Origin of the sequence: Sporosalibacterium faouarense (assembly GCF_016765695.1) — a bacterium.
Taxonomy (GTDB): domain Bacteria; phylum Bacillota; class Clostridia; order Tissierellales; family VENL01; genus Sporosalibacterium; species Sporosalibacterium faouarense.
The window spans coordinates 1-12,420 of the sequence record NZ_JAETGO010000055.1; the positions used below are offsets into that span (position 1 = coordinate 1).

General features: G+C 27.3%; 21 protein-coding genes. 2 read left to right on the forward strand and 19 right to left on the reverse strand.

Annotated features, from left to right (window positions below; translation table 11 throughout):
* Positions 1-57 precede the first annotated feature (57 nt).
* Genes JMO20_RS10895 through JMO20_RS10905 form a run of 3 tightly spaced genes read right to left on the reverse strand, consistent with a single transcriptional unit; the run spans position 58 to position 2,487 of the window.
* Positions 58-1,152: a tyrosine-type recombinase/integrase gene (locus tag JMO20_RS10895; RefSeq protein WP_202709699.1), complete on the reverse strand. Its 1,095-nt coding sequence runs from the start codon at positions 1,150-1,152 to the stop codon at positions 58-60.
* A gap of 24 nt (positions 1,153-1,176) precedes the next feature.
* On the reverse strand, positions 1,177-1,374 hold the full coding sequence (locus JMO20_RS10900; protein ID WP_202709700.1) for a hypothetical protein: 198 nt from the start codon (positions 1,372-1,374) through the stop codon (positions 1,177-1,179).
* A 21-nt stretch (positions 1,375-1,395) separates the two neighbouring features.
* Positions 1,396-2,487 carry a hypothetical protein gene (locus tag JMO20_RS10905; RefSeq protein ID WP_202709701.1) on the reverse strand — a complete coding sequence of 364 codons (1,092 nt, stop codon included), beginning with the start codon at positions 2,485-2,487 and terminating at the stop codon, positions 1,396-1,398.
* Positions 2,488-2,554: 67 nt separating this feature from the next.
* Here JMO20_RS10905 and JMO20_RS10910 point away from each other — a divergent pair, with 67 nt between their 5' ends.
* The gene (locus JMO20_RS10910) at positions 2,555-3,100 is read left to right on the forward strand and encodes a hypothetical protein (RefSeq protein WP_202709702.1); all 546 of its coding nucleotides are present in this window, start codon (positions 2,555-2,557) and stop codon (positions 3,098-3,100) included.
* A gap of 41 nt (positions 3,101-3,141) precedes the next feature.
* Here JMO20_RS10910 and JMO20_RS10915 read toward each other — a convergent pair whose 3' ends face one another.
* The 14 genes from JMO20_RS10915 to JMO20_RS10980 form a co-directional block, all read right to left on the reverse strand.
* Positions 3,142-3,369 carry a hypothetical protein gene (locus JMO20_RS10915; RefSeq protein WP_202709703.1) on the reverse strand — a complete coding sequence of 76 codons (228 nt, stop codon included), beginning with the start codon at positions 3,367-3,369 and terminating at the stop codon, positions 3,142-3,144.
* A 628-nt stretch (positions 3,370-3,997) separates the two neighbouring features.
* Complete coding sequence (locus JMO20_RS10920) at positions 3,998-4,630, reverse strand: TraX family protein (RefSeq protein WP_202709704.1); 633 nt, start codon at positions 4,628-4,630, stop codon at positions 3,998-4,000.
* A 104-nt stretch (positions 4,631-4,734) separates the two neighbouring features.
* Positions 4,735-5,175, reverse strand: a complete 441-nt coding sequence (locus tag JMO20_RS10925) for a hypothetical protein (protein WP_202709705.1) — start codon at positions 5,173-5,175, stop codon at positions 4,735-4,737.
* On the reverse strand, positions 5,172-5,771 hold the full coding sequence (locus JMO20_RS10930) for an ATP-binding protein (RefSeq protein ID WP_202709706.1): 600 nt from the start codon (positions 5,769-5,771) through the stop codon (positions 5,172-5,174). Before JMO20_RS10930 ends, JMO20_RS10925 begins: the two co-directional genes overlap by 4 nt.
* A 3-nt stretch (positions 5,772-5,774) precedes the next feature.
* A complete protein-coding gene (locus JMO20_RS10935; protein WP_202709707.1) occupies positions 5,775-6,089 on the reverse strand; it encodes a hypothetical protein in 315 nt (104 codons plus the stop codon).
* An 8-nt stretch (positions 6,090-6,097) separates the two neighbouring features.
* Positions 6,098-6,373 carry a hypothetical protein gene (locus JMO20_RS10940; protein WP_202709708.1) on the reverse strand — a complete coding sequence of 92 codons (276 nt, stop codon included), beginning with the start codon at positions 6,371-6,373 and terminating at the stop codon, positions 6,098-6,100.
* Between the two features lie 100 nt (positions 6,374-6,473).
* Positions 6,474-6,659, reverse strand: a complete 186-nt coding sequence (locus JMO20_RS10945) for a hypothetical protein (protein ID WP_202709709.1) — start codon at positions 6,657-6,659, stop codon at positions 6,474-6,476.
* A 154-nt stretch (positions 6,660-6,813) separates the two neighbouring features.
* Positions 6,814-7,071, reverse strand: coding sequence for a hypothetical protein (locus tag JMO20_RS10950; RefSeq protein WP_202709710.1), 258 nt, complete (start codon positions 7,069-7,071; stop codon positions 6,814-6,816).
* A 55-nt stretch (positions 7,072-7,126) separates the two neighbouring features.
* Positions 7,127-7,459 (reverse strand): hypothetical protein, encoded by a 333-nt coding sequence (locus JMO20_RS10955; RefSeq protein ID WP_202709711.1) that lies wholly within the window; start codon positions 7,457-7,459, stop codon positions 7,127-7,129.
* A gap of 9 nt (positions 7,460-7,468) precedes the next feature.
* Complete coding sequence (locus JMO20_RS10960; protein ID WP_202709712.1) at positions 7,469-9,169, reverse strand: hypothetical protein; 1,701 nt, start codon at positions 9,167-9,169, stop codon at positions 7,469-7,471.
* 15 nt (positions 9,170-9,184) lie between these two features.
* Complete coding sequence (locus JMO20_RS10965) at positions 9,185-9,400, reverse strand: hypothetical protein (RefSeq protein ID WP_202709713.1); 216 nt, start codon at positions 9,398-9,400, stop codon at positions 9,185-9,187.
* A 40-nt stretch (positions 9,401-9,440) separates the two neighbouring features.
* The gene (locus tag JMO20_RS10970) at positions 9,441-9,623 is read right to left on the reverse strand and encodes a hypothetical protein (protein WP_202709714.1); all 183 of its coding nucleotides are present in this window, start codon (positions 9,621-9,623) and stop codon (positions 9,441-9,443) included.
* 159 nt (positions 9,624-9,782) lie between these two features.
* A complete protein-coding gene (locus JMO20_RS10975) occupies positions 9,783-9,953 on the reverse strand; it encodes a hypothetical protein (protein WP_202709715.1) in 171 nt (56 codons plus the stop codon).
* Positions 9,954-10,009: 56 nt separating this feature from the next.
* Positions 10,010-10,180: a hypothetical protein gene (locus JMO20_RS10980; protein ID WP_202709716.1), complete on the reverse strand. Its 171-nt coding sequence runs from the start codon at positions 10,178-10,180 to the stop codon at positions 10,010-10,012.
* A 170-nt stretch (positions 10,181-10,350) separates the two neighbouring features.
* Here JMO20_RS10980 and JMO20_RS10985 point away from each other — a divergent pair, with 170 nt between their 5' ends.
* Positions 10,351-10,713, forward strand: coding sequence for a helix-turn-helix domain-containing protein (locus JMO20_RS10985; protein ID WP_341534021.1), 363 nt, complete (start codon positions 10,351-10,353; stop codon positions 10,711-10,713).
* A 126-nt stretch (positions 10,714-10,839) separates the two neighbouring features.
* Here JMO20_RS10985 and JMO20_RS10990 read toward each other — a convergent pair whose 3' ends face one another.
* Positions 10,840-11,031: a helix-turn-helix domain-containing protein gene (locus tag JMO20_RS10990; protein ID WP_202709718.1), complete on the reverse strand. Its 192-nt coding sequence runs from the start codon at positions 11,029-11,031 to the stop codon at positions 10,840-10,842.
* Positions 11,032-11,222: 191 nt separating this feature from the next.
* Positions 11,223-11,969, reverse strand: coding sequence for a hypothetical protein (locus JMO20_RS10995; protein ID WP_202709719.1), 747 nt, complete (start codon positions 11,967-11,969; stop codon positions 11,223-11,225).
* Between the last annotated feature and the right edge of the window lie 451 nt (positions 11,970-12,420).

A 12,420-nucleotide genomic window follows, 5' to 3' on the forward strand; every position in this document is an offset into this window, starting at 1 on the left:
AAGGCACTAGGTTGTTTTTTTTATTGCTTATTTTTTTCTAATTTTCTAATGATTCTTCTAATTTTTGAAAATTTTATTATCGAAAATGTCAGCTACTTCCTGCTGGTCTTCCTTAAATAAGTGTGTATAAATATCCAAAGTAGTGGATATATTTGAATGACCTAATCTTTCCTGCATGACCTTAGCTTTAATATTAGCTCTATACATTATAGTTGCATTAGTATGCCTTAAATCATGAAATCGAATTTTTTTCAAACATTTCTTATCTCTAATCTCTGAATATCTCCTAGAAAATGAACTAGGATTCCATCTTTCACCTTCTGGATTCAAAACTACATAATCATTGTCTAAAGCTTGTCTATTTTCTTTTTCTAAAATTAAAACTTCAATAAGAGAATTAGATAATAGTAAAACTCTATTCGATTTTTCCGTCTTTGGCGTGTCAACCTTAATCTTTTTGTCAGCCACAACTAAAGTTTTATCAACAGTTAGTATTTTTTTCTTAAAATCTATATCCTTCCATAGTAAGCCCAAAACTTCTCCACGCCTTAAACCAAGAGTAATAGCTAAGACTACACCAATATAAACTTCTGTATTCTTAAAACCATTTATAAATGGCTTTACTTCTTCTTCATCTAGCACACTAGGTTTAAATTTCTTTTTCTTAGGCAATTCCACAAAATCACAAGGATTCATTTCTAATATTTGCATCATGACTGCACTCTTAAGTGCCTTATGTAGTATCCTATGGGCTTGAACTATTGTTTTACCACTTAATGGTTTATTACCATTCACTCTGCCATTCTGCATAATATCGTAATACATATTTTGTATTTCAATAGGCTTTAAATCTACTATCCTAACATTACCTATTCGTGGAATGATATAACTATCTAAATATTGTCTATAGCCAGTATATGTGGTCAATTTTAAGTTATTAATACAATAGGTATTATACCAATTATCAAGAAATTCTTTAACAGTCATATTTACTGTATCTACTCTTACCTTATCGTTCTCAATCTTATATAGAATTTCTCTCATATACTTTTTAGTCTCTTCTTTAGTTCTCTTACCTGCAATCCACTTCTGTTTACCATTAATCTTTGCTACTATATAATATTTATTGCCTTTCTTATGTATTGAAGCCAAATAATCACCTCAGCAAATCAACATTTAGATATCACTTTCAATATCTTCTACCACCAATAACATACTATTTGAAATTACAGACTGAAATCCTGCTACAATTCCACATAAAGTACAAATTAGTAAAATCAAATTACCATTCACAATATTAATTATACTTGCAACAGTACACACTCCTAAATACCATGCTCCTATTATTGCTTTAATTCCATAAATCCTTTTCATTTAGATTTCAACTCCTTAATATTAATTAGCTAACAAAGCTAATTTCTTCTGAACCTCATCAACAAAGTTTGATTCCTTATTTCTCTCTAAGTAATCAAGTCCTCTAGTTGTTAAATCAATAATTGTTTCTCCAAGGTCAAAATCATCTTTTCTACCTAATTTCTTTCTAGCTGAAAAGCTTGTTATATAACCAATTATACTAGGTATCAAAACATCAGCATCTGCATCTAGACGTTGCTCTGCTTTAATAAGACTTTTAGACTCGATATGATTATATGAATTTTGTATATTAATCCAAGAATCAGTTACTGAACATCTGTCTTTTCTGTTATTATCAAGCTCTTTAAATTGTAACCAATCAAAAGTACAATACTTCCAAAGCGAAGACATCTTAGTAAACATATCCTCTACAGTTTCTATATCATATTCTTTAAAAAACTTTCTTTGTATCTCAAATTCAACATTCCAAACATTGTCCTTATCCATGTTGTTTTCATTCCATATATTAAAAAACCATAGTTTCTGACGTTTCTTAACTACTTCCATCGTCTTATTATAGATTCTACAAAATATTTTTTTAGACTTTCCAGAGCCGAATGTAAAGCCACTAAGCTTTCTATCGTCACGATATATTTCATCACTTCTAAATTTCCCTGAAAATCTATCTATATCACTTGCTTCAATTTGTAGTTCATCAGTATGACAACAAAGGTCAGCCCTTGAAATCTTATTAGTTGCTATTTCACCGATATTATTTGATATCAAGGTCTTAATATCTTCCCAAGCTTGAGTATATCCTTTTTCCCATAAACAAGCTGACTTTATCTTTATAAAGATTGGATAATTGTTTACGGATCTACTCCTATATCTAGCAAATTTAAGTTCGTAATAATCATTATGCAATATATAAGCATGATGCCTTGAACCATTAGGGAAAATTTCAAAGGACATATTTCCTATAGTAACAAGTACATTCTCGTAGCTATCTTCTTTAACATTGTTCTTAGATTCTTGTTTCTTGATTTCTAGAGTCTTAAGTAAGTTACTTGCATCAGTGTCATAGTCTACTAGGTCAAGGGTAGCAATTAGGGTATCTATATTTGGTAATTGCATAAGCTCACAACCTTTCTTTACTTGAATAATAAATTAATGCTAAAATAAAATCATAGGAGATGATATTATGAAAACTTTAATATTTTGGATTAATAATAATGCTACAACAATACAAGCAATTTCCTCAACAATTTTAACTTTATTCACAATTATGTATGTTATATACACTAAAAAATTAGTATTAAAAAGTAGTGAAGCAAAATTAATTGTCAGCGAAATAGAATTACCTGTTAAAAATGGAAATATAAATATTGCAGGTGTCAATCTATATTTATTGAATAGTGGCCCATCTAGTGCTCTAAATATTAATATTGAAATGGAATTAAATCCATTAATAGGTTCATTAAATGAAAATAAGAGTTATTCAAAGCTAAATGGACCATATACTTTATTACCTGGGGAAAAAACCAAATATTCTTTAACAGATACAGAAAATGACCTTGCAATACCAGAAATATCAAATATAAAAATAACCTACATGACTCATACAGGAGAAAAATATGTTGCTAAATGGTTTAAAAATAAGAGAAAAATTGAATTTATATCACGTAAAATTTACAAAAAATCTTTTTTAAGAAACATTAGAAACATAATAAAAAAGAAAGAATCTTAGTGTTTTGACTAGATGGGAGAGTGGCGTTACTGCCCCCCTTGTTAATAGGGAAGGGGGGAGGGTATAAAATCCATCTTAAGTTGCTCACCACGATTAAGAATATGACCATATTTCTCCAAATCCCTTTGTTCTGCATAACTATATTTTTTATTACATTCTCTACAAATGCCTTTTCCAGTACCACAATGCCATGAAACCATATCATCTTCTATAATTGTCTTCTGACAACCAACACAGAAATATTTTTTCTTAACTATTTTCCTTCTCATGATTCACAACCTTTCTACTACTGAACCATTCACTTTCTAATAATCAAGGTAGTATTTTCAAGAAAAACACTTGAAAATCTCCACCTTGATTATCAGAATTTTTTATGCTCTTTCTAAAATGCCGAAAGGGGAACTCAAAGAGATAAATCAAATAAATATTCCTTTCGGACTAAAAATTATAGCATAAAAAAACATTCACTTAGTTTTATTAAACTCAAAGATATCTTTACCTCTGGAGAATCTTAAGAGATGGAACGCCTGTTCTAAACTTTAAGTTCAATTAAAATGTATATTGATGAATATAAGCAATTCACTAGACTAAAAAAGGCTATTTTAAACGCAAAGATAACACATAATAGCCTTATATATAACTTTAGAAGTCTTAAAATCAACATTTCAATCCTTAATACAATTGCACTTTAAAATTGTTTATGCACGTTTGAGAACAATCTCAACAGCCTTCTAACTAAGTAATACCAACGGTTTCAAAGTTGAATTTTAAAGAAATGTATATAAATACATCTTTATACATCTTATAACTATAATAAATATCCAAACAAAAATACTAGAGAAAACGCTAATAATAGCTTCCAATTCGAAGATGTAGTAGTACTTTTAAAATATTCAATCATCTCAATACCCCCTTTATCAAATAAAGTACAATAAGATGAATAGGATAAAATCCATAAAATAAATATTTATTAAAACTAATCTTCAAACTTGAAATACGAGATTCCAAGAAAATAAATACTAATGAAAACATACTAAATAATTGGAGTTGAGTATATTTATCTATAAATATAAGATTTAAAAGAAAAAAACCTATTAAAAGCATAATCTTATACTCTTTGAAAATATAAAAAATTAATATTGTTATTACACCATACAAAGAATAAGAAACTGGAATATAATAGCCAAGCAAAGATACGATAAAGGCAATTAAAATATTCTTCTCTTTATATGCATATATAGCCAACAAGCCAAAAGCCAAAGTAAAAAATATATTTAATCTATAAACACCAAAAACTAAAACATACACTTCCTGCACTAATACACCAAACATCAAAAGCCTAATAATATATGATGTAATATTTTTAGTTCTATCAGCACCTAATGCAATCAAATATGCAAATATAGGAAATGAAAGTCTTCCTATAATTCTGAAAATAATCAAATCAGGATACAATAGGACACCTACATGGTCCACAACCATAAAAATAACAGCCATCAACTTCAATGAATCAGAATGTCTTTTATCCATGTTAAACACAACTTTCATAAGTATTATAATTATATATAGGTGTTTGCCTAAGATACGCCACTTCGTGACGTATCTCTCAGCCTAACCTCAATCTTACCTATTATCTATAGAGATATAACCTTAGAGTTATCTATAGTCCTCTCTACATCTCTAACCTTCATAATATCAATGCAATATAGGTTAATATTATGATTAACCTTATATTTATTTCCAGATTCTCTAGCAGTAATAATTTTAGTTCTGCACGAAGGATCTAATAAAACTAATACTTCATTACCTTTCATATCCTTAATATCATCATCTGATAACTTAGCCGAAACTGACGTAGGAATAACTATATAGTAAGTAGAAAATCCAGTACTATAAAGGTCATTTGTATATTTCTTAACTGTCTTAAGAGTAAAAGTATAGTATATTTGACCATCTTCTTTAATCTGTTTTTCAGGACTCTGTAACTGTCCTTTCAATATCATAAGTTCTTTTTCATCCTTAAGCAACTCATTCAACTTAGTTAATAAATCATTATTTTTTTTATCTTCTTTCATAATTTCAATACATTCCTTTCATTTTTTATTAAATTATTATTTTTCATCTTCTTAGCATAAGCTCTTACTTTATCAACATATTGCTCAATATCTAAGTCAATAACATCTGGTACTTCTTGATGGTCATAATCAAGATAATCAAACAATTTTTTATTTTTCTCTAAAATAATATCTTTTTGAGTATTCCTTTGAACATCAAAGCACCTATAATATATGTTCTTATCATCTGACTTTGCAATAAACATATAATTATGCTGCTTCCTAAGTCTAATATCAATCATATCCATAATAGGTGAAGTAAGCATAAGAAATATATTAAGCTTGCCTATAATATTAAAGAAAAAACTTGATTTCTGATTATCAGACCATGCCCTAGAATCTAAAAATTGCATAGCTTCATCTAATAAAAGAACTTTAGGTTTAAAATTATAAGGAATATCCTCTAAAGATTCTATAGTTATAAATCCTTTAGGACTATTCATATTTGTATAAACCGGAATATCATACTCATCATTCAATAACCTTGATAACAATATAGCTAAAGCAGTCTTACCACTTCTCTGAAATCCATAAAATCCCGTTATAATACCAGCCATAAACTACTCCTCTTGACTCATTCTAGAATATTTAATACCTCTTATTAATTCATCTTGAGTATAAGCTTTAAGTAAGGATTTAACGTTCATGGATTTTAAGAAATTCAAATTCTTATTTTTAACTTTTGACTGCATATAATTAGCTATAAAATTATCTAATTCAAACAAGTCATATTTGTCAGCAAAAAATTGCAGACTATGAATTATTTCTAATTGAACATCAGTAAAACATGGAATAAGATTATGAATATCTTTAATTGCAGTACCTTGGTTACCTTGAGCAATAAATTTATCTAATTCTTTGTCGAAATCTATCATGGTAACACCTACCCTATTCTAATAAACGTTATAAAGTTAAAGAACAATATTGCATAAAGTATCAATTTATGAGTTTTATCCTTTGAATAAAGATTTTTAATAGGAATAGTAGCCAATCTTTTTTTATCCTGCACAAAATCTAAATCCTTTTCAGTCAACTTAACAATTCTGTTATTACCAACCTTCTTAAATTCTTGTTCTTCCAACTTAGAACCTAACTTCTTATTAAGCTTAGAAAGAGTATTAGCAACTACTATATCTTCCTCTAAGATTACTATATACATGAACTACACCCTCTCTTTAATCTCAATATCTTGAATCATAGCAGTAACATTAACTATAAAATAAAAAGATAACAAGAAACCAATAACATAATTTATCAAACTAATCACCTCTTACTTTCTTAAAAGTAAATGACTTCTTATTAGCTCTCTTAAAGAAACTCAAATCAACATGATTAAACATAGTCATAGCAAAATATACAAACTTCTTAAATACAATCATCAAAACATCTAAACTTAATATACAGAAAAATATATATACTACATTTCTAATTACTATCTCAGCCATTTCTAAACACCTTCTTCTGCATAATAATCTTTATAATAAACAAGCCTATTATTACATAATTCTGAATAACAATAACCTCTAATAAATTTTCAATAGTCATAACATCTCTCCTTTATAGGTATAAATTAGAGAAGAAGGAAAAACCCTTCTTCATCTAACTAAATGCCATCTTAAGCGACCTAATAATCAAGAACGCCAATGAAATACCCATTGTAATATAAACTACTGGCAACATAGCAGTAATAAGCTGATTGGCCCATGTAAACATCTGGTCAAAATCAAATTCAATATTTAACCCAGTAGTAGGCTCTGATGCAAAAGCAAATGAAGTACTACACAACATTAATACCATTAAAATCATTACTGTTTTAAATGACTTTTTCTTTGCTAATTTTCTTATTTTTCCTTTCAAAATTTTCACTCCTTATTTTTATTTTTTTATATTAAAACCCTGCAGGAGTTTTAAGCTATTTTAAAAATAAACCTTTAATATTACCTACAATACTTGAAACAGGAATTTCATTTTTAATAAGTACAACTATCGCATAAATCGTATATCCAAGACCTAACATAGTTAAAGAATAAAATACATACCAAATAGGATCACCAACAATATAACGAAAAGTACCAATAAACTGAACAATATTTAGACCTTCCATAGTGCCATTTTGTATATTATCAGTCATAGAAATTAATGTATCAGTTTGAGATTCGATATTATTATAAAAAGAATTAAGAGAATCAACACTTAAAATAAAAGCTTCTTTAATTTGGTCAAATATTTCAACTAACCAATCCATATAAAACACCTACTTTTTAGATTTAGTTTTCTTCAAAGACCTTCTATGTGTATTTTCAGCAACACCAACAATATGTCTTTTTAATAATCTAGCAACTCTAAAAACTAAAAGTATAGCAACTAAATATGAAATAATTTGACTCATAGACATATTAAAACTTGGCAAAGAAGTATTTTTAAACCACTCTAAAACTTGAATAGTTTCATCAGGCAACAAACTACTATCTGGTGGAATACCTCGAAAAGCTATAACAAGAGCTACAAAAGTAACAAAGAATTTTAATAAAGCAATGAGTATTAAAATAAGTAGTTTAAATAAATCAGGAATATTATAATTATTTAAGTCAATTTCAGTACCTTGATTCAATTGCTGTAATTGCTCTTCTATAGATGTTGTATTATTAGCAATATCATTTAACACACCAGTATAATCAATAGTATCAATACCAGTATCTGGCTCACCTACATTAGTATCTGGAGCTTCAACAACTATTCCACCTAAATCATTATCAACAGATACAGGAAACGTATCTTCTACAGTTTCTAACCCAGTAACTATATCATCCGAATATAAACCAACATCATTCGAATCTATATCAGTATCCAATAAAGGTTCTAAAGGAATCGAAGGTGCTTTAATATCAGGACATACAGAAGGATTTGTAGAAGTAACGCCAATAAATAAAGGATCTATATAATCAAATACATTGCTAGCATCAAAAGAAGGAATATTAGCTGTAACACCTAAATTATTTCGAAAATCATCATCCCATGTACTAGAATCACCATTAGTTGAAAGTTCAACATATTCAGAACCTACTAATTGTAATATTTTCATAGAACCATATGCATAATCAATATCATTTCTAATAAAATCTGCTGAATCATCTCTTAAAATAAAATTAAAAATAACTTTATATTTTTCAGATTGAGAATTTACTAGAGTATGCTCAATATTATACTCATAATAATAATCACCATAAGATTTATAATAGAAATCATTTATATAAGATTTAGTAGTTATACTAAATCCAACATTATTCAATTTATAAAAAGAATCAGATTTAGTACCAAAATCAATATAAGAACGTTTTGTATTAAAATCACCATAATCAGTGCCATTATATATTTCTCTATAAGCAATAATACCTTCAATCCCTGTTGATGTTTCAGTTAAATCATAATAAGAACCACTAGCATAAGGTTGAACAAAATTAATACCATTAGTTTCAGTAGTAAACTCTTTAACAGTTTCAGATTGTATTTTAGGAACCTCATATTTAATTTGAGTACTATAATCGATATAACCCTCTTGATTTACATAATTAACATTAGAAATAACTTCATCTTTAATTGAAGTATCTAAATCAGAAAATTCACCAGGTTCAACACTTTCAACTCCATTAAATAATTTATAATAAAAATATTTAGTTTCAACTTTTAACAAGCCCCAAACATTAGTTTGAATATCTTTTACAGTACTAAATATATCTCCAACAGGTCCAAAATCATCAATATCTTGATTAGTAGCAGATGAATAAGCTAATAATCCACCAAGTCCTATTAATGCTAAACCACCTACAACCAAACTTATGGTTACAATCTCAGCATTAGCAACCTCATAACTTGAAACAATTGATGTAAACACAATAAGTAATATTAACATCATAGATACTATTTTCTTATCATTACGTTTTATTGTATATATCAAGAATTACACCACCGTTTAAAGTAAATATTTTCTTAAAAAAGGAATTTTAAAGGCTATAAATCCAAGTAAAGGTACAACGACCAAAACACCAATAAATACCAAAGTTTCAATTAAGACTTTAGTAAATAAAAAATAAAGAAAACTACCTAAGAGTAGAATAATAGCTAAACATAAACAAATGATTAAACCAACCATAAAATAGCCATAAAAACCTACTTTTTCATTATCCATAATCAACACTCCGTTCATAAATAATTTTAAAAAACTATCTTTATTTATCAGAATTTATTTTATGTATATAAAACTTGCACATTGGAATCACAATCGTATGACCATCTTCACCACATCCTGTAAATTCAACAGCATTAGCATGAATAATATAATTTCTACATTCAAATTCTTCTTGAAATAAACCTAAATAATACTTAACCAAGTAATTTTTTTCTTTATTCATAATCAACACTCCGTTCATTATTCATTATCATTAAGGTAAACCATTCGCAATAACAAAGGTATTATAATTCCAACATATATACCAACAAACGATGCAGTTAAAATGTCATAGAGCATATTACCAACCTCACAAAGGATTTATTTTGTATCATTAAATCAATTACTTTAAATGTTTAATGTTTTTATCATCATAAGTACGAACAGAATAAATAGTTTGTAAAATACCTTTAAAGCTTAAATCTGCTACTTGACCATTATTTAGCTTTCTAGCAATAGATATTTTTCTTTGCTTTTCTTGCCATCTTCTATCAATCTTAGATTTAGCTTTCAATATAAAACAACTCCTTATATATAGTAGGGGAGATAGGGGACTGAGCCCCTATGCTCCTATAAACTTACTGCATTTCTAATATCACTACACGCCAACTTGAAATGATGATGCAAAGCATCTTCAATAGATTTTCTTTCTGTTTTATCAATATCAAACCAAGTACCTGTAGTTAGATGACTTCCTTTAATACTCAAAACTTTCTCAAAACTCATATTTTTATAATTCATTTTTACATCTCCCCTTTTTTCACTTAACGTACATTTGTACCTTATACTTACATTGTATTGTAAGATAACCGTAAAGTCAAGGGAAAATTTACACTTTTATTACATTTTTTCAAATTATATTTTATATATGATATAATATGTGCATGATATGTACATTAAGGAGGTTAAAAGTGGATAAATTTGGTGATAGATTACGTAAGTTAAGAAAAGAAAAAAAACTAACTCAAGTAGAATTAGGAAAATTACTAAAGACTTCACATGCTACAATAAATAGATATGAAAATAATATACATCAACCTGACTTAGATACATTAAACAAACTAGCAAATATTTTTAATGTATCAACAGATTATTTATTGGGGAGAGTTGACAATAAAGAAATTGCTATAATAGAAGGAAAAGAAATTCCAACAGAATTAAGCAAAATAGGAGTCGAATATCTTGAAGTAAATAAGGAACTAAAGGAAAAGGGATTCACACCAAAAAAAATAAAAAGATTAATAGAAACTCTTGAAGACCTCAATAAAAAATAACAACCAAATCAGTTGTTATTTTTTTTATGTAAAATATTCTCATACACAATACCATTAAACTTAATTATAAGCACGTCCCAATCTTTCTTATCAAGCTTTATTTTCTCCATAAAAAAGCATCCCCCTTTAGTCACATTCTACTAATTCAATTAATTCAACTCCCAAAGCTTTACTTAACCTACATAGTACATATAATGTAGGCTGTCTCTCACCATTCTCTACAAGAGAAATATATGATTTAGATATTCCAGACATTCTTGAAAGTTGTAATTGTGTAAAACCACACTGCAACCTAATCTCTTTAAGTAATATTTTCATAACGATCACCAAGATTAGGATACCAAATATCTATAATAAATATTTAATCATATAATAGGTTTACTATGGTGAATTAGACAGTTATACCTATAATTCGACAAATGTATAAATAACAGAACGTTTGTTCGTATAAAAAATTATACCATAAAGTCAATTTCAAGACAATAAAAAAAACAGAACATTCGTTCTGTTTAATAATCATCTTGATACCAAAATCTTATACCATCGGTCGTTTCTTCATATCGCATATCTAATTTTTCTAAAACCAACTTTAATTCATCAGTAAGAATTTTATAATTATCATTTATTGAATTAATAATTTTTTTAGTCCTTGCTATATGCAAATCTATATCTTCTTGAGTATTTATCTCTTCAATAGTACAAGTTTCAACAAATAATTGTTTAGTTAATTCAACAGTTTCTAGATATTTAGAATGATATTTATCTAAATCATTAATATGATCAATTTCCTTTATTTCTACTATATAAACATCTATAGTATCTATATTCAATTGTACTTGATTAAGAAATTCATCTCTTGATACAGAATCCTTTACTTTATTAAGATTTTCCGACCTATAAGATATCATAGTATTAATATTACGTTTATAAACTTTAATTTCATCAATATACTGACTAACCTTACTTTGCTTATTAATAAATAAATTATTGTTAGATAAACTAGCATTCGAATAATTAGTATTTCTACCAACATAACTAAACATACCACTCATAGTTACTCTAAAAAGTATATATATAATTAAAAGTAAAGTTGATGATAAATAAATTACTTTCTTCTTATTAAATTTACTATAATAGCTACTTATAAAATCCTTTCTAATATAACTATAAAAAGCATTCTCATCTTTATTGTTCTTCAACTCTTTATTATGCTTTTTCATTTGTTTTCTAAATTCTCTCTGCGTCTTACTTCTCATTCAATCACCTACCTAAGAATAGTTATATCTAAATATTTCCACAAAAGATATAAATATCCTTCAACAATCTTACAAGCTCATATTTCAATCCTAAAGACTTTAAATACAACAGATAATACTAATGTATAATTAAATAATAAAAACAATAAGAAAACCAATAAAGCAGTTTCTAATATATATTCAAATCAATACATATATAAACCCTTTAAACCATAGATAGAATACTTAAAATCCTTTCTAATCAATTTCTAATTTTCAAATTGAAATCTAAATTTTCCATTTGCGTATTTTAAGCCATTCAACAAGTATAAATTTTCTAAATTAAGGATTCAAAATCCGGTGGTAGCAATACCGTGCGGGTTCGAGTCCCGCCTTCGGCACCAAAGAAAACAACCTAGCTTGAAGGCACTAGGTTGTTTTTTTTATTGCTTATTTTTTTCTAATTTTCTAA

What these genes read in the sequence shown, in the direction of transcription:
- JMO20_RS10900 (WP_202709700.1), bottom strand. Translation starts at nt 1,374, where the DNA reads ATGAAAAGGATTTATGGAATTAAAGCAATAATAGGAGCATGGTATTTA.
- JMO20_RS10905 (WP_202709701.1), bottom strand. Translation starts at nt 2,487, where the DNA reads ATGCAATTACCAAATATAGATACCCTAATTGCTACCCTTGACCTAGTA.
- JMO20_RS10910 (WP_202709702.1), top strand. Translation starts at nt 2,555, where the DNA reads ATGAAAACTTTAATATTTTGGATTAATAATAATGCTACAACAATACAA.
- JMO20_RS10915 (WP_202709703.1), bottom strand. Translation starts at nt 3,369, where the DNA reads ATGAGAAGGAAAATAGTTAAGAAAAAATATTTCTGTGTTGGTTGTCAG.
- JMO20_RS10920 (WP_202709704.1), bottom strand. Translation starts at nt 4,630, where the DNA reads ATGGATAAAAGACATTCTGATTCATTGAAGTTGATGGCTGTTATTTTT.
- JMO20_RS10925 (WP_202709705.1), bottom strand. Translation starts at nt 5,175, where the DNA reads ATGAAAGAAGATAAAAAAAATAATGATTTATTAACTAAGTTGAATGAG.
- JMO20_RS10930 (WP_202709706.1), bottom strand. Translation starts at nt 5,771, where the DNA reads ATGGCTGGTATTATAACGGGATTTTATGGATTTCAGAGAAGTGGTAAG.
- JMO20_RS10935 (WP_202709707.1), bottom strand. Translation starts at nt 6,089, where the DNA reads ATGATAGATTTCGACAAAGAATTAGATAAATTTATTGCTCAAGGTAAC.
- JMO20_RS10940 (WP_202709708.1), bottom strand. Translation starts at nt 6,373, where the DNA reads ATGTATATAGTAATCTTAGAGGAAGATATAGTAGTTGCTAATACTCTT.
- JMO20_RS10945 (WP_202709709.1), bottom strand. Translation starts at nt 6,659, where the DNA reads ATGGCTGAGATAGTAATTAGAAATGTAGTATATATATTTTTCTGTATA.
- JMO20_RS10955 (WP_202709711.1), bottom strand. Translation starts at nt 7,459, where the DNA reads ATGGATTGGTTAGTTGAAATATTTGACCAAATTAAAGAAGCTTTTATT.
- JMO20_RS10965 (WP_202709713.1), bottom strand. Translation starts at nt 9,400, where the DNA reads ATGGATAATGAAAAAGTAGGTTTTTATGGCTATTTTATGGTTGGTTTA.
- JMO20_RS10970 (WP_202709714.1), bottom strand. Translation starts at nt 9,623, where the DNA reads ATGAATAAAGAAAAAAATTACTTGGTTAAGTATTATTTAGGTTTATTT.
- JMO20_RS10980 (WP_202709716.1), bottom strand. Translation starts at nt 10,180, where the DNA reads ATGAATTATAAAAATATGAGTTTTGAGAAAGTTTTGAGTATTAAAGGA.
- JMO20_RS10990 (WP_202709718.1), bottom strand. Translation starts at nt 11,031, where the DNA reads ATGAAAATATTACTTAAAGAGATTAGGTTGCAGTGTGGTTTTACACAA.
- JMO20_RS10995 (WP_202709719.1), bottom strand. Translation starts at nt 11,969, where the DNA reads ATGAGAAGTAAGACGCAGAGAGAATTTAGAAAACAAATGAAAAAGCAT.